Below are 19500 nucleotides of genomic sequence, written 5' to 3'. Positions count from 1 at the left end.
CTCAACGTAATTTCACTGGAACGTGGCCATCCCCCGTCCGCCCGATGCCACCTGGTGATGGCAGCAACGGCGATCGGCCGGTCGGCCGAATCAGCTCTTCACAGGCTTCCGCAGCACCAGCAGGAAGTAGTCCCGGCGCAGATCGGCCCGCGGGTACCGGCCCAGCACGTCCTCGAACCGGGTGTAGAAGTCCTCGTCGATCGGGGTCTCGGTGAAGGCCCGGTGCGCGATCTCGAAACCGAGCTGATCGGCGTAGAACTCGTAGTGCAGCCAGCTCAGCCGGTTCACCCAGGCGTGCCCGATCGGCCGTCGCCCGCAGGCCACGTCCCATTCCCGCACCACCGCATCGGTGAAAAGCAGGTGCGGCCAAGGGAAGTAGATGTCGCGATAGCGGTGCGAGGCCTGCGGCCCGGCGTGCAGATTGGCCCGGATCCACGCCATTCCGCCCGGTTTCAGCAGATCGTAGGTGGCCTTGAGCATCGCGTAGGGGTGGGTGACGTGTTCCCACACGGTGAAGCTGATCACCCGGTCGAAGCTGTTCGCCGGGTACGGGCTCTGCAGGGCCAGGTCGGCACACTCGAAATGCACCTTCTCACCGGCCAACTGGTCCCAGGGGCGGTAGTGCGTGACATCCACCCCGTGCGCGTCGCAGTCCAGGTTGTGCGCCAGTGCCCAGACCTCGAACCCGTTGCCGCAGCCGATCTCCAGTGTGCGCTGCCCGGTCAGGCCGACCATGTCGTGCACCCAGCGCACCCGTCGCTTCGCCGACTCGGCCAGCGCGGTGTCGCTGTACGAGGGCGGGCTGGGCACCAGCCGCCGGTCCTTGTACTCCTCGTTCAGCTGCTCCAGCAGGGCGATGTCGTAGACCTGCCCGCCGCCCTCACCCGTCTCGTACAGGCTGCGCACCTTGTGGCCGGATCCGGTGATGCCCTGCGGTAGTTGCCATTCCAGGTTCTCCGGCAAACTGGGGACGTTTGCCAGCCCAGTCGGTCGGCGCACCATCGGGCTGGGGTCGGCTTTCAGGACACGGGCGGCCGGCCTGCGGCCCAGCACCAGGTCGCGGGTGGCGAGGGCGGCGCGGATCGCCGCCTCGTCCCGCGGCTCGGGCAGGCGCTTCAACGTGTTGAGAACGCTACGGCGCAGGTTCATCGGGCCGCCAGCCAGTCGAGGATCACCTGGGCAATGCGTGGGCCGGCCGCGCCGTCCCACAGCGGGGGCCGCTGCTCCGGCGGTGCCGGTCGCGGCCGGGCCGGCTCTGCGAGCACCTCGTCCAGGGCCGTCAGCACCCCGTCGACACCCACTAGGCGGTTGGTGCCGTGCGTGATGGTCACCGGGCGTTCGGTGTTGGGCCGCATGGTCAGGCAGGGCACGCCGAGCACGCTGGTCTCCTCCTGCACTCCCCCGGAGTCGGTCAGCACCGCGGCCGCCCCGCGCACCAGGCCCAGAAAACCGGTATAGGGCAATGGATCGAGCAACCGAACACCTGAGGACGAGTCCAGGCCCGCCTTCTGCAGTCCGGCCCGCCCGCGCGGGTGCAGCGGGATCACCAGCGGCATCCGCTCGGCCGCCTTGTGCAGCACGGAGACCAGTTCGCCGGCTGCCTCCGGCTCGTCCACGTTCGCGGGCCGGTGCAGGGTGGCCACCAGATAGCTCTCCGGCAGACCGAACTCGGCCCGGGCGGCGGCCGGGTCGAACCGGTCGAGGTGTCTGAGCAGGGTGTCGATCATCGGGTTGCCCACGAAGTGGATCCGCCCGGCCGGCACGCCTTCCCGGGCCAGGTGCCCCACCGCGTCGGCGCTGGTGACCAGCAGCAGGTCGGAGAGCTGGTCGGTGACCCGGCGGTTCACCTCTTCCGGCATGCTCAGGTCGAAGCTGCGCAGCCCGGCCTCCACGTGCGCCACCGGGATCTGCAGCTTGGCCGCGACCAGGGCGGCGGCGAGGGTGGAGTTGATGTCGCCGTAGACCACCACCAGGTCGGGCCGCCGCTCGGTGAAGACCTGCTCCAGGCCGATCATCACCGCGGCGGTCTGCTGGGCGTGGCTGCCGGAGCCCGCGCCCAGGTTCAGGTCCGGCTCGGGCAGGTCGAGCTCGTCGAAGAAGACCCGGCTGAGCCGATCGTCGTAGTGCTGGCCGGTGTGCACGAGCACCTGCTCGGCCCGGCCGCGCAACGCCGCCAGAACCGGCGCCGCCTTGGGGAAGTTGGGCCGTGCGCCGGTGACGTGGACGATCCGGCTCATCGGGCCGCCCCCGGCGGGATCCCGGCCGCGATCCCGGCCACCACCTCGGTCTGGACCGAGAGTTCGGCGGCCGGGGCGGTTTCCGGAACCACCCCGGTATCGGCCCAGGAGCGCATGTCGGCGGCGAACCGTTCGCTGATCAGCGTGCGGTCGATCCGGCGGCCGGCCGCCGCCGCAGCCCGGTCCAGCGCGGCCAGATCAGCGTCCAGGCAACGGAAGACGGCATCGGTCAGCGCCTCCACCCCGTCGGGCGGATACACCAGGGCCGCCCCGCCGTCGACCACCGGCAGCGAGCCCGAGTTCGACGGGAGCAGCACCGGACGGCCGAAACTCAGGGCCAGGGCGAGCACTCCGGAGTTCAGCGAGCGCCGGTAGGGCAAGGCGACCAGGTCGGCCGCGCGCATCAGCACCTGGATGTCCGTGTCCGGCACCTGGGCCGGGAGCAGCCGCACGGCCGGATGGGCGGCCGCCGCCGTCACGAACTCCTTGGTCTCGGGTGCCTCGTCGGGCCGGCCCGCCACGATCAGCACGACCTCACCAGGCCGCGCCCGGGAGACCCGGTCCACCGCCTCGAGCAGGTCGGCAATGCCTTTGTAGGGCTTGACCGCACCGGTCAGCAGCAGGGCCACCGCCGCGTCGGGGATACGCAGGCGGCGCCGCGCCTCCACCCGGCTGATCCAGTCCGGATACACCCCCTGATAGCCGGGATGATCGCACTGGTAGAGCTTCTCGCGGGGCAGGGCGAACCAGTCCTCCACCGCCTCGACCGTGCGTGAACTCATCACGTGCACCAGGTCGGCCCGCTGCACCACCTGCTCGCGCAGCCGCACCTCCTGGGCCTCGAACCGGGCGTCGTGCGGCAGCACGTTGTGCACCGTCCAGACCAGCTTCGCGCCCCGGGCGAGGAGCTTGTCGAGCATCTCGCCGTGCCGGCCCACCGCCTCGTCGGCCGTCCGGTCGTCGGCGGCCCGGGCCAGCACCTGGTTCAGCCAGTGCAGGTGCACCACCAGCGGCACGTCACCCGGCCAGTTGCGGGTGGTGGTGAGCAGGTCGGCGGCCCGGAAAGTGGGCGCGGCGACCAGGTTCTGCGCGCCGAACCGGCTGTAGAGCACGCTCTGGAACGGGTTGCCGGTGTAGTACGGGGTGAACGGCCAGACCACCGGCTCGGGGCCCTCGACCGGCATCCGGGCCAGGGCCGAGAACGTCTCGGCGGCCCAGCCCTCGGTGCTCTGGTCGCGCCCGGGCATCGAGATCAGCATCAGCGGGCCCTCTCGGCGTAACGTTCTACGGCGAAGCGGTACACGGCGTCGAACGCCTTGCCGTTCCCGGCCCAGGTGCGCTCGCGGCGCACCCAGTCGGCCGCCTCGGTCACCTTCTTGGCCAGTTCCTGGGGGTGTCCGGCCAGATCCGCGACCACCGCGGCCAGCGAGTCCGCGTCGCCCGCGGTGAAAACACTCGCCCGGGAGAGCCCTTCGCCGGCGATCTCGACCAGCGCAGGAAGATCGCTGACCAGGACCGGGACCTCCATCGCCATCGCCTCGAACGGTTTCATCGGCGAGACCATCCGCCCGGCCCGTTCCGGCACCCGGGGCACCACGAACAGGTCGATCTGCGCGTACCAGTCGGGCACCTCGTCGAACGGCACCGAACCGGCGAACACCGCGGCCGGCCCCAGCCCGAGTTCTTTGGCCTGCTGCTCCAGTTCGGCCCGCCGACGCCCTTCGCCGACCAGCAGCACGCTGACCGCCAGGCCCTGGGCGCGTAGCTTCGCCGCGGCTGCGAGCAGCACCTCCTGACCTTCGCGGAAGTGGTCGAGGTTGCTGATGTAGCCGAGCACGAAGGTTCCGTCCAGGCCGAGCCGCGAGCGCAGTTCCGCCGAGCGCGGGCGGGGCCGGAACCGGTCCAGGTCGACCGCGTTGGGAATGACGAAGACCTTGTCCTCGGCCACCCCGTGACCGTGCACGATCTCCTCGCGCATCGGCCCGCTCAGGGTGACCACCGCGTCGGCCGCCCGCATCGCCCGGGTCTCGGCCGCGAACCGGCGCCGGTAGTACTCGGCGTGCTCGGCGTAGCGCTCGTCGGCGGTCCAGGTGGTCTCGAAGAACGAGCGCACCTCGTAGATCCACGGCAGCCCGGCCCAGTCGGACAGCGCCTGCCCGACCACCCCCAGGTCGTAGCCACGGTGGCCGGACCCGGCGTGCAGCACCTCGGGCCGCACCCGGGCCACCTGCCGGGCGAACGTGGTGGTGGTCAGCTGCACGTACTCCTCCCAGGTCACCGCCGAGAGCTGGCCGGCCCCGGGCATGACGTGGTGGTACTCGATGTCGTCGACCCACGAGGTCGGCGCGACCGCCTCGTCCTCGTCGGCCGCCGCGGGGAAGCCGGGCAGGGTGACCGCGACCGGCTCCCGCCCGGCGCCGCGGACCGCCAGGAGGGTCTCGTGGGTGCGGGTGCAGTAGCCGTTGTTGCGGTGCGGCATCGACTCCTTGGCGAGGTAGAGCACCCGGCCCGGCACCGGGGTCGGGAGCCGAGCGGGGCGGGCGCCGGGCACGCTGGGCCGCCAGGCCGCGTCGGTCTCCACCAGCCGGCCCTGCACCGCCCGCTGCAGCCGGACGTTCTTGCTGCTGGGAGCGGCCATGGCCAGCCGGGAGGCCTCGGCCACCGCGTCGGACAGCTGACCGGTGCGGGCCAGAACCTGCGAGCGCAGCCGGGCCACCCGCATGTCCATCGGGCTGCGCCGGGCCGCGTCCTGCAGCAGCCGCAGCGCGTCGTCGTGCCGGCGCTCCTTGTCCCGCCGCACCGCCGCCGCGGTCTCCGCGTAGGTGATCGCGATCCGGGCGGCCCGGCGGCTGCCCTTGGGTACGGACCTGACCTGACGCCTGAGCTTGCGCCGCCAGCGGGCGAGCGCTCCCATCCCCGGACCTCTCCTCGAACGAACGATGACCGCCGACCCGTCCGATGCGGACAGTGACTGGATGCACCGGCTCTGCGACCGCCCAGTCTGCCGTATGTTGAACCCCACCACGGTTACCGAGGGTCCACCCCTCCGAACGGCCGAGGTGGCAGAACCGAGACAGCAGCCGGTGACAAGGCTCTGAGATGCAGATGAGGACGGCGACCTCACTCGATGCGTAGCGGACCGCCCACGGTGGTGCTGGCCACCACCAACGGCAAGGGCATGGGGCACCTGTCCCGCCAGCTGGCGCTGGCCCTGGCCTCGCTCGGCGGGATGGACCCGGTGATCTTCTCGCTGTCCTCAGCGGTCACCGTGGTCAACCAGTACGGCATGCGCGCCGAGTGGGCCCCCAGCTCACTGCGCAAGCAGGTGCCCCGCCGGCACTGGGACGCGTACCTGGCCGAGCGGATCACCGCGCTGGTCACCGAGACCAACGCCAGCGCGTTCGTGTTCGACGGGGTCTACCCCTACGACGGGGTGCTGCGGGCGCTGCGCCGGATGCCCGACGTGCCGTTCATCTGGAGCCGCCGGGCGATGTGGCAGAAGGGCGTCGGCGCCCGGGCCCTGCGCTACCGCCGGCTGTTCGCCGCCGTGCTCGAGCCCGGCGACCTGGCCGCGGCCGGTGACGTCGGCCGCACCGTCTACCTGGAGGACGCGCGCCGGGTCGGCCCGATCACCCTGGTCGGTCAGGTGCCCCAGCTCAGCCGCGAGCAGGCGGTGGCCGACCTGGGGCTCGACCCCGACCGACCGCGTCTGCTGCTCACCCTGGGCAGCAGCAAGCGCAGCGACCTGTACGCCGCCTACACGCGCACGGTCGAGCAGTTCAGCGCAGCCGGCTGGCAGGTGGTGGTCACCTCCTCGCCGTTGCGCGGGCGGGCCGCCACCGCCGCCGGGCCCAAGCAGATCTCGGTGTTCCCGCTGGTGCGCTACATGAAGGCGTTCGACGCGGCGGTCTCGGCCAGCGGCTACAACGCCGTGCACGAGCTGCTCTACTCGGCCGTGCCCACACTGCTGGTGCCCAACGCCGACGCGGTCACCGACGACCAGCGCACCCGGGCCCGGATCGTGGCCAACACCGGCCTGGCCCTGTCGGCCGACCCGGACCGGCCGCGCGAGTTCGACGCCGCCCTGACCCGTCTGCTCGACGAGCGGGTGCGCAGCCGGCTGACCGCCTCCTGCCTCGACCTCGACCCGCCCACCGGCGCCACCGAGGCCGCCCGCGCAGTGATCGGCCTGGCCGCGGTCGGGGTGCCCAGCGGCGAGCGGATGGAGGCCGCCTCACTGCACGCCCAGCGTTTCGCCCGGCGCACGGTGGGCCGGGTGCTGCCGCCCGCGCTGGCCAACACCCTGGGCCGCCCGCCCCGCCTCACCCGGCCCGGCGACCTGCGCGGCCCGCTGACGGTCAGCCCGGTGCTGGCTCCCGGTCTGCAGGGGGTGCCCCAGATCAGCCGCGAGGAGCTGCTGGTCACCGACGCCCTCACCCCCGGCCTGTTCGACGGTCGCTATGTGGAGCACCTGCTGCCCGGGGCGAGCGACGACTACGTGAAGGCCCGGGCCGAGATCGCCGCCCGCTACTACCGCCTCAACGGCCGCCCGAACGCCGAGACGATTGCCGAAATCCGGACTAAGAGTGACGAAAGGGACTGGTCGGCCCTGGGCTGGCCCGCCGTGTGACCTGCTCCTGAGCAGGCATTGATTACATGCCGCCCCACCAATGCGCACAGCGTGTCACAATTCAGTCCGGGCGCCCCGGACTGAATCCGGGCGGGCAGCATCGGGGGATGTCGGGATCAGACCTTCCACCTCGAGCCGAGCGCCCGAACACGCGGCCGGCGGGCGGAAGGACCCTGAACAGATGTCGCACGACACCCCGACAGGGCCCGACGCACCCGACCTCGTGGTGGTCGGGCTCGGCTACGTCGGCCTGCCCCTGGCCCAGGAGGCCTGCCGCAGCGGCCTCCAGGTGGCCGGGCTGGACCTCGACGTGGCGGTGGTCGAGCACCTGAACTCGGGCCGCTCGCACGTCGACGACCTGTCCGACGCCGACATCGCCGCCATGCGCCAGGCCGGGTTCAGCGCCCACACCGACGCCTCGGTGGTGGCCGGCGCCCGCACCGTGGTGATCTGCGTACCCACCCCGCTGTCCGAGGACGGCGGCCCCGACCTGCGCATGGTGCTGGCCGCCACCGCCTCGGTGGCCGCCTTCGTGCAGCGCGACACCCTGGTCGTGCTGGAGTCCACCACCTACCCGGGCACCACCGACGAACTGCTGCGCCCGATGCTCGAGGAGGGCGGCCTGAAGGTCGGCCAGGACCTGTTCCTGGCCTACTCCCCCGAGCGGATCGACCCGGGCAACGACCGCTGGGGCTTCCGTAACACCCCCAAGGTGATCGGCGGCACCACCGGTGCCTGCACCGACCGGGCGGCGGCGTTCTACCGCAAGATCGTCGACGAGGTGATCACCGCCCGCGGCACCCGCGAGGCGGAGATGTCCAAGCTGCTCGAGAACACCTACCGGCACGTCAACATCGCCCTGGTCAACGAGATGACCCGGTTCTGCCACGAGCTGGGCATCGACCTGTGGGACGTGATCCGCTGCGCCGCCACCAAACCCTTCGGCTTCCAGGCCTTCTACCCGGGCCCGGGGGTGGGCGGGCACTGCATCCCGATCGACCCGAACTACCTCTCCTACCGGGTCCGGGCCGCGCTGGGCTACCCGTTCCGGTTCGTCGAGCTGGCCCAGGAGATCAACCACGCGATGCCGGGCTACGTGGTGCAGCGGGTCCAGGACCGGCTGAACGACGTGGCCAAGCCGCTGCGCGGGTCCCGGGTGCTGCTGCTCGGAGTCACCTACAAGGCCGACATCTCCGACCAGCGCGAGTCGCCCGCGGTGCCGATTGCGATCCGATTGCAATCCGCGGGGGCCGACATCGCGTTCCATGACCCGTTCGTGACCGACTGGGCACTCAGCGGTGATCCGGTCCGGTCGCCGGGTGAACCGGTTGGTCACGATTTGGCACCGGAAGGTGAACCGGGCAACCCCGCCACCTCGCACGGGATGCTGCGCTGCGTCCCGGACCTCGCCGGGGCCCTCGGTCGGGCCGACATCGTCGTACTCCTGCAACGCCACTCAAGCTACGATCTCGACGAGATCGCCCGGCTCGCACCACTGGTGCTGGACACCCGCGGCGCCTTCGACAACGCAGCAGACAGTGCAGACAGCGCAACCGTGGAGCGACTTTGACCAGCATCCTGCCGATCCGGCCCGAGACGGGCGCATCGCAGCGGGCGGCAGCAAGCGCGGCCCAGTACGGGCTGGTCCAGCTCGGGGGCCGGCCCCCGCTGGGAAAGTACCTGAGTGAACTGTGGTCACGCCGCCACCTGACCTGGGAGTTCGCCAAGTCGCGCTTCCGGGCCCAGAACGAGGCCAACCGCCTGGGCATGGGCTGGGTGGTGCTGAACCCGCTGATCCAGGCCGGTGTCTACGGCCTGGTGTTCGGCCTGATCATGCCGAACAGCAGCCGCCCGGAGAACTACCCCGCGTTCCTGGTGGTCGGGGTCTTCACCTTCTCCTTCTTCTCCGGCTGCTTCGCCGACGGCGCCAAGTCGCTGATCAGCAACCGGGGCATGGTGCGGGCACTGCACTTCCCACGGGCCGTGCTGCCGCTGGCCACCGTGCTGCAGAAGATGTTCGAGCTGGTCGCCATGGTTGCCGTGATGGCGATCATCGTGATGTTCACCGGTGAGACGCCGGACCTGGACTGGCTGATGATCATTCCGGCCTACGCGCTGATGGCGCTGTTCTGCGGAGGGGTGGCCTTCCTGGCCGCCCGGCTGACCGTGCACATGCGCGACATCACCCAGCTGATCCCGTTCATCACGCGACTGTTCTTCTACATGTCCGGGATCTTCTTCATCATCGGTGAGCGCTTCAAGGACAGGGCCTTCGGGCCGCTGCTGGAGCTGAACCCGCTGAACGTCTACATCAGCCTGATCCGCTACTCGATGCTCGAAGGGCTGCGGGGGGTCGAGAACGGGATCGAGATCACCGCCACCACCTGGGCCCTGGCCGGTGGTTACGGCGTGCTGCTGTTCGTTGTTGGGTTCCTCTTCTTCTGGCAAGCCGAAGGACTGTACGGACGTGACTGAGCCGACCTCTTCCCCGCGCGGTGCGGTTGCCACCGACGTGAACGGGGAAGATCTGGAGAACACCCCTGGGCAGGACGCCCCCCAGCCGGCTGCGGCCGTTCAGGAGGAACTGCCCGCACCGCCCCGACCCCCGGCCAAGAAGGCGGCCAAGAAGGGCGTCGGCCCCTCCGGGCTGAAGAAGATCAAGACCCGGGTCCCGGCCGGTCCGCGCGAGCGGCCCACCGTGATCGTGGACAACCTGCACATCACCTATAAGGTGTATGCCACCGGCAAGGCCGCCAACGGGCGCAACGGCGACAAGAAGGGGCTGCTCTCGCGCACCCCGGGCATCCGCCGGGCCCGTGAGGTGCACGCCGTGCGGGGCATCAGCTTCACCGCCTACGAGGGCGACGCGATCGGCGTGGTCGGCACCAACGGCTCCGGCAAGTCGACCCTGCTGCAGGCCGTCGCCGGGCTGGTCCCGGCCCGCCGCGGCTCGATCTACTCGCTCGGCAACCCCACCCTGCTCGGGGTCGGGGCCGCGCTGATGAACGAGCTGTCCGGCGAGCGCAACGTGATGCTCGGCGGTCTGGCCCTGGGCATGAGCCGGGAAGAGGTCCGGGAGAAGTACGACAGCATCGTCGAGTTCTCCGGCCTCGACCCGGAGTTCCTCGACCTGCCGATGCGTACTTACTCGCAGGGTATGGCCGCCCGGCTGCGGTTCTCGATCGCCGCCTCGGTGTCCCACCAGGTGCTGATGATCGACGAGGCGCTCTCGGTCGGTGACCGGCAGTTCCAGCAGCGTAGTGAGGCGCGGATCCGCGAACTGCGGGAGTCGGCCGGTACGGTCTTCCTGGTCAGCCACGCTCTGCCGGCGATCACCAAGACCTGCAACCGGGTGCTGTGGATCCACAAGGGGAAACTGATCATGGACGGTGGCGTCGACGAGGTCATCGAGGCCTATGTCGAATCGGAGAACGGCCCCGAGTGAAGCGCGCGGGTGGGTGAGAAGGACGTGACCCAGTGGGGGTACCGCCCCGAGCCGGAGGCGGTTGAGGACGAGTCCTCGATGCCGCTGGGCACGTCCCCCTCGCCCGTCCCCGTCAGTGTCCCATTGGCCCCGAAAGCCCCACGCGTCCTGGTGATGACCGTGGTGCACGATCCGGACGACGCCCGCATCCGCTACCGCCAGCTCACCGCTCTGCTGGCCGCCGGCATGCAGGTGACCTACGCGGCACCGTTCGAGGCCTCCCACCGTCGCCCGCCTGAAGGTGTCACCGCGGTGGACCTACCCCGGGCAGCCGGGCGGCAGCGGCTCACCGCCATATCCTCGGCCCGTCGCCTGCTGCACAAGATCGGCCCCGAACACGATCTGGCCCTGCTGCACGACCCGGAACTGCTGCTCGCCGTACCCGGCCTCGACCGCCGTCGTTCCCCCCTGGTGGTCTGGGACGTGCACGAAGACACAGCGGCCGCCCTACGGATGAAGTCCTGGCTCCCCCGCGCGGTACGCCCGCTCACCGGCGCTGCTGTGCGGGCCGCCGAACGATGGGCCGAAGGTCGCTGCTCCCTGCTGTTGGCCGAAGAGGGGTACCGCGACAGGTTCCGGCGGGAGCACCCGGTCGTGCCCAACAGCGTCCCTGTGCCGCTGGAGAAGCCACCGCCGCCCCAGGCGGAACGCGTGGTGTACCTAGGCCGGATCACCCGCGCCCGGGGCGCTTTGGAGATGATCGAGCTGGGCCGCCGCCTGGCCGGTGATGTGCGGGTCGAGCTGATCGGCCCGGCCGACGGCGACGTGGCCGGCCTGATCGCCCACGCCCACACCGAGGGCTGGATCGTGCACCACGGCTTCGTGCCCAACCGTCAGGCGCTGGGCCTGCTGCCCGGCTCCCTGGCCGGTCTGGCTCTGCTGCACGACGAGCCCAACTACGCGGTCTCCCGCCCCACCAAGGTGATGGAGTACATGGCCTGCGGGGTACCCGTGGTGACCACGCCCAACGCGGCGGCGGCCGAACTGGTGGGCCACTACCGCACCGGCACGGTGGTGCCCTTCGGTGATGTGGACGCGGCCGAGGCGGCGGTCAGGGCGTTGCGGGGCGACGTCGAGCGGCGCGAGCGCATGGGAGCCCTGGGCTGGTCAGCCGCCCGCGCAGATCTGGACTGGGCCCGGGACGGTCGCCTGTTCGCGGATCTGATCCGGCAGTGGAGTGTCGGCTCCCCCGTCGGCTGATCACCGACACCCGCGGGCCCCAGCACGTCTGTCACGAAGGGCCTGACAGACGTCCCCAGAGCTTTTACGGACGCTCGTGGGCACCCAAGCTCCCCGGTCACCGAAGGGGTTGGCTGGCGTCCAAACCCCTTACTGACGCCCGCGGGCACCCCAACGCTCCCAGTCACCGAAAGGGGCTTCAGGTGCCAAAAAGCTCTTACGGACGCCCGTCAGCACTTAAGGCTTCCCGGTCGCCAAAGGGCTGCCAGGCGTTCACAAAGCTCTTACGGACGCCTGTGGGCACCCAAGCCGCCGGGTCACCAGTGGGCTGGCAGACGTCCCCAAACTCCTACGCACGCCCGCGGGCACCCAAGCCGCCAGACCACCAGTGAGCCGACAAACGTCCCCAAACTCCTACGCACGCCCGCGGGCACCCAAGCCGCCAGACCACCAGTGAGCCGACAAACGTCCCCAAACACCTACGCACGCCCGCGGGCACCCAAGCCGCCAGACCACCACTGGGCCGACAGACGCCCCAAACACCTACGCACGCCCGCGGGCACCCAAGCCGCCAGACCACCACTGGACCGGCAGACGTCCCCAACTCCTACGGACGCTGGTTGGCACCCAAGGAGCCGGGTCACCGATGGGCTGGCGGGCGTCCGCAAAAGCCCCTACGGACGCTGGTTGGCACCAAGCCCGCCGCACGCTGGCAGGCGGACGGACGTCTGTAATCGGCAACCATCCAGGCCAGACGGCTCAGGAGGTGGAGGCGTCCGGCATGGTCAGGCCGGTGATCCGGCTCGGCAGCTCGGCCAGCTTCTTCGGGCTCAGCAGGAAGCCTGCTCCCCAGCTGAGGTGCATGGTGGCCGTGACCACGGGCAGCCGGACCCAGGCGCCCGGGGGCAGCCCCCGGCCCTCGAACGCCGACCCCGCGCAGATCGCCACCAGGTAGCCCGCGGGCAGAACCGCGCCGGCCTTGACGCCGGCGGCGGCCAGACCGAGGCCACCGACCACACCGGCCAGCGCGATCGGCGGAGCCAGGTAGCGGAAGTTGACCGTGCCCTCGTGCCGACGCATGACCACGCGCCGCCAGCGACCGTAGAAGAAGTACTGCCGGCTCAGGGCCTTGACGGTGGAGCGCGGCCGGTAGGATACCCGCAGCTTGGGCTGGAACCAGATCCGGCCACCGCTGCGGCGGATGCGCAGGTTCATCTCCCAGTCCTGCGCGCGCAGGAAGGTCTCGTCGTAGCCACCCACCCGCTCGAGCGCGGAACGACGGAACACGCCCAGGTAGACCGTGTCGGCCTCGCCCGCGGCGCCGCCGGTGTGGAAGGAGGCGTTGCCGACGCCCAGCCGGCTGGTCATCGCGGCGGCCACGGCCTGCTCGAACGGCGTCTCGCCCTCGGCGGCCATCACGCCGCCGACGTTGTCAGCACCGGTCTCCCGCATGGTCTCGACGGCGACGCGGACATAGTCGCGCGGCAGCATCGAGTGGCCGTCGATGCGCACCACCACCGGGTACTTGGTCTCGGCGATGGCGGCGTTCAGGCCTGCCGGGGTGCTGCCCTTGGCGTCGGGGTTGCGCACCAGCGTGATCCGCGAGTCGGCCTGGGCCAGGCGCTCGGCGATCTGGTCGGTGTGGTCCTTCGAAGGGCCGAGCGCGATCACCATCTGCAGCTGACCGGCGTGGTCCTGGTCGAGCGCGTGGCGCACGGCCTGCTCGAGGTGACGCTGCTCGTTGAGCACGCAGAGCACGATGCTCACCGGCGCGTCAGCCGGCAGCTGATCGATGCGGGAGGGGGCGCCGAGCGCCTCAGGCAGGTGGCCGTCCATGTCTCGGCCAGCCTATCCGGGGTGAAGGTGTGCCTGGTGCGCGCATCGGCGCCAGTTCTGCGCCGACTTGTCCGCAGAAGCCTCTGATCAGGCAACTCCGTACCGGGAGGGCACAGAATGTCACAGCAAAGTTATGCACGTAAGGGCGGCCGCCGCCCCGATCTTCACCTCCGGAAGCCGTACTTCCCTTCCCTCCGAACAGAAGTCGGTCCGCTCAGCAGACGGAGCGCACATCCACGGCTGCGCTGGGTGACGATGTCGCCTCCTTCGCCTCCGGTGCCGGGGCGGGCGAGATGACCGCCTCCGAGGCCGGTTCCGGATCCTGCTTCTTCACCGGTGCGGCCGTGGTGGAGGGGGCCTGGTCCTTCGCCGGGGACCCGCCCTCGAGCCGGTCGATCGTCTCGGTGACCTGACGCCGGATCTCGGCGAAGTCGGGGTGCTTGGGCACGATCACCGGCGGCACGAACTGCACGCTCTCGATCTCGTTGCGCTTGGCCTTCTGCGCCAGGTCGAGGAAGGCCGGGAGCCGGCCGGCCGGGACGTCGGTGGCGACCACCTGGGAACCGGCCGCGGCGATGCCCTGGAAGTTGCGCAGCACCTTGGCCGGGTCGAGCTGGTTGACCATGGCCGTCATCACGCAGCGCTGCCGGGCCATCCGGTCGTAGTCGCTGGTGGTGACCCGGGAGCGGGCGTACCAGAGGGCGTGGTAGCCGTCGAGGTGCTGCTCGCCGGGCTCGATCCAGCCGTGGATCTTCGAGCCGCCACCGCCGATCGGGGTGCGGGCGACGACGTTGATGTCCACTCCGCCGACCGCATTGATGAGCTCCTCGAAGCCCTGCAGGTCGATGATCACGTAGTAGTTGACCTTGAGCCCGGTGACTCCCTCGGCGGCCTGCATCATCGCCTCGGCGCCCGGGTCCTGCGCCCCGGGGAAGAGCTGCGGGTTGTCGCTGCCGTACTTGTAGATCGCGTTCAGCAGGCAGTCGTCGCCGCAGCTCCAGCCCTGCGGCAGGGCCTCCGCGGCAGGGGTACCGGCCGGGAAGGGCACGTTCTGCAGGTTGCGGGGCAGGCTGAACAGGGCGGTCCGGCCGCTCTTCTCGTCGATGCTGGCCAGGTGGATGCTGTCGGGCCGGGTGCCGACGCGGGTCGGGCCGGTGTCGCCGCCGAGCAGGAGAACGTTGTAACGGCCGTCGACCGCGGCCGAGTCCTTGCCCGAGCCGAACACGCCGGAGAGCAGGTCGGCACCGGCCCAGACCCGGCGGCCGAGGGCCAGCGGCACGGCGAACGTGGCGATCATCAGGACGGCGGTGAGCAGGGCGATCCAGCGGCGGGAGCGGCGGCCGAGCTCGGGGGCCTGGCCGATGCGCCAGGCGTCGACCAGCAGCAGCGGCCAGGTCAGCGCGCCTACGAAGAAGACCACGGCCAGGGGCCGGAGCACCCACTGGTGGGTGAACAGGCTCAGGACCCAGTCGCGGTCGACCAGAGCGAAGAGGGTCAGGAGCACGGCCAGGCCGGCGAAGGCGAACCACAGGCGCAGCGAGACCCGGGCGACGGTCAGCCGGAGGCGGCCGAGGGGCTCGGGGCGGCGCGAGGAGGGAGACCGGCCGGTGAGCACCTGGGCGGAGCCGGGGGCGAGCAGGGTGAGCACGAGCAGGGTGATCGAGCGCCGCACCTTGAGCGCGCCGGCTCCGGGCTGCTCGGGCCGGTGCCCTTTGCGGCCCTGCGGTCCTCTCGGCCCGCGGGGGCCCTTCGGCCCGCCGCCGGACGGGCGCCGGGGAAGGGTGATCACTTCGCCCTCGCCGGAGCGCCCACCCTTCACCCGCTGGACCCGCGGGTGGCGTCTGAGTGCATGACCCGTTCCCGGTCCGGGGCGCGAAGAACGCCGAGCGGCCGGTGAACGGGAGTCGGACATTGCCTCAGTATTGCCCCGAGGCGCACCTGAGCCGGTGGACCGACACCGCCGTGTCGCGTTTCCGGCCTCAGAGATTTGCCGATATAGGCCGGACGACCGTTGCCGGGTAGGCAGTCTGGCGAGAACGGCCAGCAAAAGGTGTGTGCCCCCGACGGGGGGCGGGGGCACACATGGGCAATCCTAGCCGTCACGGACGGACGGGGACAGGGCATGTCAGAGGTAACTCACGGCTCATCCCTATCGCGCAAGGAGTAACGGTTTTGGCGGGACATTCCCGCCCGGAAGCTGAGGTACCACCCACCCGGCGGCCTTTCGCGCTACTGCACCGACGCTGCCGCCGCACCGACGACGCTTACGACAGACACCCTGTCCTAAAGCCTGCGGTCCGGACTACGCACCTTTCCGCCTTGGGCAGTCTCGCTCGAGACGTCACCGGTTCGAGCCAGGCGACCGATTCTGCAACTGCTCGAGCGTCAGCCCGTCGTGAGCAGGAGACAGGCCGAAACCCGTTTCCGAGCAAGTAGCGGTTCGTCGTCGGTACCTCCAGTGGCACCGGCCGGTCCAGCACAGATGCCCCGCCGCCGATCTACGCCCCCGAGGTGGTGGGCCGACGCCGTAGTTCCGGGCCCCGAGCACCCCCGCCGCGGGTCCCGGTGGGTGGCACCACCGCCTCGATCCTGACCATCGCCGAGCGCTTCTACTTCACCCTCGGGGGCCGGGAGCCCAGGCGGCCACCGACTTCCTCCTCACGGGCGGGGAGGGCGGGAGCCCAGGCGGCCACCGGCTACATCCTCACGGGCGGGGAAGGCGGGAGGCCCGGCGGCCGGCTACATCCTCACGGGCAGGGAAGGCGAGAGCCCCGGCGGCCGGCTACATCCTCACGGGCAGGGAAGGCGAGAGCCCCGGCGGCCACCGGCTACATCCTCACGGGCGGGGAAGGCGAGAGACCAGGCCACCGACTGCAACCGCGCGGGCGGAGGGGCGGGAGGCCACCGCCTTCATCCGCGCGGGGGGAGCCCAGGCGACCACTGGCTACATCCTCTCGGGCGGCCATTGAGTCTGGTGCCGGCGCTGATGCCTGCAGTCGGCGTGCACTTCCACACACGACCACGACCCGCATTCACACCATGCCCGCTTCTCCAGCCAGCGCGAGCACCTCGCACCGGTCACCCACGGACGCACAGACACAGGCCTGCCCGGGGAAGGGGATACGAAAAAATGATTCCCGGTAAAACGATAAAGCCCGGGGCTCGAAAGTTTACGGATCGTCGCATCCATCCTTACTCGAACCTCCGTTCCGACTGGATGAGCCCAGACGCTCGGCCGAGGACATCGATGGCATCAGCGACAGCGGCCCGGACTTCACGGATAGCTCTAGGCGACACTCAGCCAGGGCTGAGTGTCGGGGCTGCCCCTCCGGATCGAGCAGGAAGAGGTGTCCAGGCGACTCAGAAGAGGTGTCCGGGCCGTTCATTCACGGGCCTTTGACGAAGGCCCACGCTGAGGCGCCGGGGCCAGGGGCGGGGCTGGGGCGGCGCTGGGGCGGGGCTCGGCCAGGGCAGGACCGAGCCAGAGCTAGGGCAGAAGCAGGGGCAGGGCCACCGGGCAGGGCCGGGCCAGGGCCAGGCCAGGGCAGGGCCGGGGTCAGGGGCGGGTCCGGGGCGGGGCGGGGCCGGGCCAGGGCCGAGCCGGGGCCGAGCCAGAGCTAGGGCCGACCCAGAGCTAGGACCGCCCCAGAGCTAGGACCGCCCCAGAGCTAGGACCGCCCCAGAGCTAGGACCGCCCCAGAGCTAGGACCGACCCAGAGCTAGGGCAGAGCCAGAGCTAGGGCAGAGGCAGGGGCAGGGTCACCGGGCAGGGCCAGACCAGGGCAGGGCCGGGCCAGGCCCCCGGGCAGGGCCACCGGGCAGGGCCGGGCCACCGGGCGGGGCCGGGCCACCGGGCGGGGCCGGGGCCGGGGGCGTTGTCGGCCCGGCCCGGTGCCCGCGGGCTTACTTCAACAGCGACCGCGCCATCACCAGCCGCTGGATCTGGTTGGTGCCCTCGTAGATCTGGGTGATCTTGGCGTCGCGCATCATCCGCTCCACCGGGTGGTCGTTCACGTAGCCGGCGCCGCCGAGCAGCTGTACCGCGTCAACCGTCACCTTCATCGCCACGTCGGAGGCGTGGCACTTGGCCGCCGCTCCGAAGAAGCCCAGGTCGGCGTCGTTGCGCTCGCTCTTGGCGGCCGCCGCGTAGACCATCTGCCGGGCCGACTCCACCGCCATCGCCATGTCGGCCAGCATGAACTGCAGGCCCTGGAACTCGGCCAGGTGCTTGCCGAACTGCTTGCGCTCCTTCACGTAGCCCACTGCGTAGTCGAGCGCGCCCTGGGCGATGCCCACGGCCTGGGCGCCGATCGTCACCCGCGTGTGGTCGAGCGTGCGCAGCGCCAGCTGCAGGCCCTCCGAGGGGTCGCCGACCAGCCGGTCGCCGGGCAGCCGCACGTTGTCGAAGTGCAGCTCCCGGGTGGGGCTGCCCTTGATGCCGAGCTTGCGCTCCTTGGCTCCCCAGGAGAAGCCCTCGTCGTCGGTCTCGACCACGAACGCGCCGATGTTGCGCCCGCGACGGCCGTCCGGATCGGTCACCGCCAGCACGGTGTAGTACTTGCTCTCGCCGGCGTTGGTGATCCACGACTTCTGGCCGTTCAGGATCCAGTCGTCGCCGTCGCGCACCGCCCGGGTGCGCATGCTCGCGGTGTCGCTGCCGGCCTCACGCTCGGAGAGCCCGTAGGAGAACATCGCCTCCCCGGTGGCCACCGGCGTCAGGTACCGCTTCTTCAGCTCCTCGCTGCCGCCGAGCATCAGCGGCAGCGTGCCGAGCTTGTTCACCGCCGGGATGAGCGCGCTGGAGGCGCAGACCCGGGAGATCTCCTCGATCACCAGGCAGGTGGCCAGGGCGTCGGCGCCCACCCCCTGGTAGGCCTCCGGGATGTGCGGAGCATGGAAGTCGCCCGCCTTCAGCGCCTGGTAGGACGCCTGGGGGAACTCGCTGGTCAGATCCGCCTCGGCCGCGTGCGGGGCGATCTTGCTGGTGCACAGCTCCCGGACCGCCACCTGCAGCTCGCGGTGGTCGTCGGACAGCGCGAAGTACGGGAAGTCAGCCACGTCGCTCATGCCATCGAGGGTAATCACGCCCGTCCCTCGGCGCTGCCCTCCGAAGGAGCCGAAAATCACCCGTCAGGACAGTGCCGGGACGACCTCTTTCTGGAACAGTTCCACGCCGCTGAAATCGGTTGCGACCTCGGGGAAGTACAGGATCGAGTAGTCGAGCCCGTGGCCCTGCATCTTCTTCAGCTGCTCCACGATCTGCTCGGGGGTGCCGACCAGCCCGGCGTTGCGCACGCCCTCGACCGTGCGGCTGACCGCCTCGGCCGCCATGAACGGCCGGTAGCGCTCCTCCAGGCGGGCCAGCCGGTCGGCCACCTCGGCCTCGTCGCGGCCGATCACCACGTTGTAGTCGGCGGTGCGGGTGATCTCGGCGAAGTCGCGGCCCAGGTCGCGGCAGTGCCCGGCGAGCACCTCGGACTTGTGCAGGAACGTCTCCTCGTCACCGGAGTAGTTGGTGTACGAGGCGTATTTCGCGGCGATCTTCAGGGTCTTCTTCTCGCCGCCACCGGCCACCCAGAACGGGATACCGCCCTCCTGCACCGGCCGGGGGTAGCAGAGCGCGCCGTCTACCTGGTAGTGCTCACCGGAGAACGTGGCCACGCCGTTCTCCCAGGCCTGGCGCATGATCTCGACGCCGTCGGCCAGCATCCCGAGCCGGTCTCCGGCCCCCGGGAAGCCGTAACCGTAGGCGTTCCACTCGTGTTCGTACCAGCCCGCGCCGATGCCCATGTCCAGCCGGCCGGCCGAGATCACGTCCACCGTGGCGGCCACCTTGGCCAGGTACATCGGATTGCGGTAGCCCACGCAGGTGCACATCTGGCCCAGCCGGATCCGGCTGGTGGAGGCGGCCAGCGCGGACATCAGGGTCCAGGCCTCGTGGGTGGCCTCGGAGGTGGGCACCGGGGTGGTGTGGAAGTGGTCGTAGACCCAGACCGACTCCCAGGGGCCCGCCTCGGCGAACTGGGCCACCCTGAGCATCGTCGGCCAGTGGTCGCTGACGTCGACCCCGACCAGGTCGAGCCGCCAGCCCTGCGGGATGAACAATCCGAAGCGCATACGGTCACACTACGGCC

Annotated in this window: 13 protein-coding genes; 5 read left to right on the top strand and 8 right to left on the bottom strand. The window is 70.7% G+C overall.

Annotation, left to right across the window (positions count from 1 at the left end; all coding sequences use genetic code 11):
• Nucleotides 1-90: 90 nt before the first annotated feature.
• The 4 genes from QSK18_RS09210 to QSK18_RS09195 are packed head-to-tail and all read right to left on the bottom strand — an operon-like array spanning nt 91 to nt 5151.
• The gene (locus QSK18_RS09210) at nt 91-1149 is read right to left on the bottom strand and encodes a class I SAM-dependent methyltransferase (protein ID WP_285617784.1); all 1059 of its coding nucleotides are present in this window, start codon (nt 1147-1149) and stop codon (nt 91-93) included.
• Complete coding sequence (wecB, locus tag QSK18_RS09205; RefSeq protein ID WP_285617782.1) at nt 1146-2237, bottom strand: non-hydrolyzing UDP-N-acetylglucosamine 2-epimerase; 1092 nt, start codon at nt 2235-2237, stop codon at nt 1146-1148. The genes QSK18_RS09210 and wecB overlap by 4 nt, the downstream gene beginning before the upstream one ends.
• Complete coding sequence (locus QSK18_RS09200; RefSeq protein ID WP_232809200.1) at nt 2234-3496, bottom strand: glycosyltransferase; 1263 nt, start codon at nt 3494-3496, stop codon at nt 2234-2236. The genes wecB and QSK18_RS09200 overlap by 4 nt, the downstream gene beginning before the upstream one ends.
• The gene (locus QSK18_RS09195) at nt 3496-5151 is read right to left on the bottom strand and encodes a glycosyltransferase family 4 protein (RefSeq protein ID WP_285617781.1); all 1656 of its coding nucleotides are present in this window, start codon (nt 5149-5151) and stop codon (nt 3496-3498) included. Before QSK18_RS09195 ends, QSK18_RS09200 begins: the two co-directional genes overlap by 1 nt.
• A gap of 213 nt (nt 5152-5364) precedes the next feature.
• Between QSK18_RS09195 and QSK18_RS09190 the strand changes: the two genes are divergently transcribed.
• From QSK18_RS09190 to QSK18_RS09170, 5 genes are all read left to right on the top strand, one after another.
• Nucleotides 5365-6867: a glycosyltransferase gene (locus QSK18_RS09190; RefSeq protein WP_232809202.1), complete on the top strand. Its 1503-nt coding sequence runs from the start codon at nt 5365-5367 to the stop codon at nt 6865-6867.
• 181 nt (nt 6868-7048) lie between these two features.
• Nucleotides 7049-8437, top strand: coding sequence for a nucleotide sugar dehydrogenase (locus QSK18_RS09185; RefSeq protein ID WP_285617778.1), 1389 nt, complete (start codon nt 7049-7051; stop codon nt 8435-8437).
• A complete protein-coding gene (locus tag QSK18_RS09180; RefSeq protein WP_232809204.1) occupies nt 8434-9342 on the top strand; it encodes an ABC transporter permease in 909 nt (302 codons plus the stop codon). Before QSK18_RS09185 ends, QSK18_RS09180 begins: the two co-directional genes overlap by 4 nt.
• Nucleotides 9335-10312: an ABC transporter ATP-binding protein gene (locus QSK18_RS09175; protein ID WP_232809205.1), complete on the top strand. Its 978-nt coding sequence runs from the start codon at nt 9335-9337 to the stop codon at nt 10310-10312. Before QSK18_RS09180 ends, QSK18_RS09175 begins: the two co-directional genes overlap by 8 nt.
• Nucleotides 10313-10321: 9 nt before the next feature.
• A complete protein-coding gene (locus QSK18_RS09170; protein ID WP_285617773.1) occupies nt 10322-11551 on the top strand; it encodes a glycosyltransferase family 4 protein in 1230 nt (409 codons plus the stop codon).
• A 738-nt stretch (nt 11552-12289) separates the two neighbouring features.
• Here QSK18_RS09170 and QSK18_RS09165 read toward each other — a convergent pair.
• The 4 genes from QSK18_RS09165 to QSK18_RS09150 form a co-directional block, all read right to left on the bottom strand.
• Nucleotides 12290-13366, bottom strand: a complete 1077-nt coding sequence (locus QSK18_RS09165; RefSeq protein ID WP_232809207.1) for a glycosyltransferase family 2 protein — start codon at nt 13364-13366, stop codon at nt 12290-12292.
• A gap of 214 nt (nt 13367-13580) precedes the next feature.
• Nucleotides 13581-15155: an LCP family protein gene (locus QSK18_RS09160; protein ID WP_285617770.1), complete on the bottom strand. Its 1575-nt coding sequence runs from the start codon at nt 15153-15155 to the stop codon at nt 13581-13583.
• Nucleotides 15156-17269: 2114 nt separating this feature from the next.
• Nucleotides 17270-18433: an acyl-CoA dehydrogenase family protein gene (locus QSK18_RS09155; RefSeq protein WP_285617768.1), complete on the bottom strand. Its 1164-nt coding sequence runs from the start codon at nt 18431-18433 to the stop codon at nt 17270-17272.
• 63 nt (nt 18434-18496) lie between these two features.
• Nucleotides 18497-19483, bottom strand: coding sequence for an LLM class F420-dependent oxidoreductase (locus QSK18_RS09150; RefSeq protein ID WP_285617766.1), 987 nt, complete (start codon nt 19481-19483; stop codon nt 18497-18499).
• Between the last annotated feature and the right edge of the window lie 17 nt (nt 19484-19500).

This window comes from Kineosporia sp. NBRC 101677 (genome assembly GCF_030269265.1).
GTDB classification, from domain to species: Bacteria; Actinomycetota; Actinomycetes; order Actinomycetales; family Kineosporiaceae; genus Kineosporia; species Kineosporia rhizophila.
Note: the sequence above shows the minus strand (reverse complement) of the source record. Positions and strands in the feature narration are given on the sequence as shown.